The organism is Nocardia sp. NPDC004722, from assembly GCF_053601505.1.
In genome coordinates this window covers 1-2,564 of record NZ_JBSGBY010000882.1, presented here as the reverse complement: position 1 = coordinate 2,564, position 2,564 = coordinate 1, and the positions used below count along the sequence as shown (strand labels likewise).

General features: G+C 69.1%; 2 protein-coding genes. Both read left to right on the top strand.

From position 1 onward, the window contains the following. The first annotated feature begins 143 nt into the window (after positions 1-143). Complete coding sequence (locus ACWELQ_RS43455; RefSeq protein ID WP_452402811.1) at positions 144-1,205, top strand: hypothetical protein; 1,062 nt, start codon at positions 144-146, stop codon at positions 1,203-1,205. 158 nt (positions 1,206-1,363) lie between these two features. Then, positions 1,364-2,122 (top strand): DNA alkylation repair protein, encoded by a 759-nt coding sequence (locus ACWELQ_RS43450; protein WP_452402810.1) that lies wholly within the window; start codon positions 1,364-1,366, stop codon positions 2,120-2,122. Positions 2,123-2,564 lie beyond the last annotated feature (442 nt).

Below are 2,564 nucleotides of genomic sequence, written 5' to 3'. Positions count from 1 at the left end.
GGTGATGTAGCGGTCGGACAGGGTCGCGGCCGCCACCAGCGCGGAGTCGGTGATGGTCGTGAGCGGGTTTGGTGCGCAGCGGTACGCACCGGGAATGTGGCCCGACTCGCACCGGGTAGCGCGGGCCGGTAAGAATGTCGGCCATGGATGCCGATTTCACTGCCGGTTCGGGAGATTCGCGCCCCGCGCGCCAGCCGGGGTACCGACTCACCCATCCGGATTCGCCGTCACCGGGCACCTCGCCGAACCCGGTGCTCACCGGCATCGACACCGGCGGCTACAACGGCCTGGGCCGCAACGGCCAGGACGCGCAGGCGGCGCAGTGGTCCAGCGCGCCCGTAACCCTGCGCGCCACACCGGAACCGGAGGCGCTGCCGCGGCGGCTGGCGCCCGACCTGCCGCAGCGCAGCTCCGATCCGGAGGCGGTGGCGGCCCGGCTGTCCGCCGACGGTGATCCGTTCGCGGCCCGCATCACCACCGACCGGGATCCGTTCACCGCGCCCGCCCCCGCGGACTACGCCGACCCGAACGCGTCGCTCTACGCCCGGACCAGACCCAACAACGGGGCCTTCACCGACAGCGAATCCTTCACCGCCGTCCCGGTGGAGAGCGAGCTCTCACGCCCCGTCAACGGCTCGCCTTTCGGCGGCCGCATCGACGAGGATGCCTACGCGAGCCCGGCGGTCGAGGTCGAGGCTCCGGCCGTCGGCCGCCGCTACGCCCCGGATCCCGAGCCCGCCCCGCAGGAGGCTCCGCCCCGGCTGGAGAGCCTGGAGGCGGTCGCCGCGTCGCTGCGCGAGAGCGTGCAGGAGACGCCGCGTCCGGCCGAACGCCAGCCCATCCCGTCCCGCCGCCGCGCGGCCCCGGAGCCGGAACCGGTTGCGGCAGAGCCGATTCCGGTGGTCGCGGAGTCTCCCGCTCCGGTCGTCTCCAAGGCCGCCGAATTCCGCACCGGCGACGCCAGCATCGACCTGCACCACATCATGCGGCTGCTGACCGCCAGCCACGATCTGGAGGTGGCCGCGCAGGCCGCCGAATCCGGTACGGGCAGCATCTCGGATCTGGCCGCAGCGGCCCACCGCACCCGCTCGGCCGCGGTCGAAATTGTGGCCGCCTGGTACGGAGGGGCGGACCATATGCGAAATTTCGGCGAGGTGCTGTTACAGGCCGCGGCGGAGAGCTCCTCCGCCCCTCCGCGCCTTTAGCGGACGGCTTTGGGCCGTAGCCCGTTTCGCACCCGTTCTGGCGATGGGTGCCGAACCTATTTCGGCCGTACCCGGGGAGTTACCCCGACCGTCGCGAGATCAGTCGTCGCCTTACGATTCGATCGAGCGGGCTGGGGTCACCGATACGGGAGGCGCACATGAGCGGGTCCGGCATAAGCGGGGACAAGCTGACCGCCGCGGCGGTGCGGGCGGAATTGGCGGCGCTCGCCGATCCGGCCGATGCGGTGCATCTGCAACGCTTTTTCAAGACCGGACCGGGGGAGTACGGGGAGGGCGACGTATTTATCGGCATCCGGGTTCCGCAGACCCGGAAGGCGGTGAAACGGTTTGCCGGGATGCCGCTTTCGGAGATCGATCTGCTGCTCGACTCGCCGGTGCACGAGCATCGGCTGGCCGGGTTGGTGATTCTGAATGGGGAGATGGCGCGGGCTTCGCGTAAACGTGGGGGCGATGCGGCGCGGCAGGGGGAGATCGTCGAGTTGTATTCGGCCGCGGTGCTGCGCGGCCGGGTGAACAACTGGGATCTGGTGGATGCTTCCGCGGAGTTCGTGTTCGGTCCGTGGTTCCTGGATCGGCCGCGCGATCGGCTGTATGAATTCGCGGCGGCCGATTCGCTGTGGCAGCGGCGGGTGGCGTTGCTGACCACTTTCGCCTTCATCAAGCAGGGCGATACCGCGACGACTCTCGACCTGTGCGCCCGCCTGCTCGATGATCGCCGCGATCTGATTCAGAAGGCGGTCGGCTGGATGCTGCGGGAGATCGGGAAACGGGTCGATCCGGCGATTCTCACCGGATTTCTGGACGCGCACGCGGCGGATATGGGCCGTACCGCGCTGAGTTACGCGACCGAACATCTGACCGCTGACCAGCGGGCTGGGTATCGCGCGCGGCGCTGACGGATTGCTGTGACGGACCGCTCGGCAGGTTTGTCCCGATTGTTCACCTTGTGTTCAGTTTACGTTCACTTTGCGAGACCAGTCTGTGATCAGTCGGCGACGGCCGATACCTGCTCGAAACGAGCCGGGCACCCCTCACGCGGAGACCGCCGCAGTCGGCGAGAGCGTGAACGAACGGTAATAGCTGGGAAGTCTCCCGAATCCCGTTCCCCCACAATGCACATCCCGATCCACGCAGCGCGTCGGCGGGTTCCCCAGGGATACCCGCCGTGGTGAGCGCTGCCCCCGCGATAAGCCATGACTGAAAACTTGTTCTCCCGGTTCGTTCCCGCCAAGGCCGCCACCGGCATCGCCGCCGTCGCCCTGACCGCCGCGGCCCTGGTCGCCGGCACCGGCACCGCCTCCGCCGATGTCATCAACGGTGTCCCGCCGGAGTTCCAGG

Excerpts from the sequence above, each read along its gene's own strand:
- ACWELQ_RS43455 (WP_452402811.1), top strand. The coding sequence starts at position 144 with ATGGATGCCGATTTCACTGCCGGTTCGGGAGATTCGCGCCCCGCGCGC.
- ACWELQ_RS43450 (WP_452402810.1), top strand. The coding sequence starts at position 1,364 with ATGAGCGGGTCCGGCATAAGCGGGGACAAGCTGACCGCCGCGGCGGTG.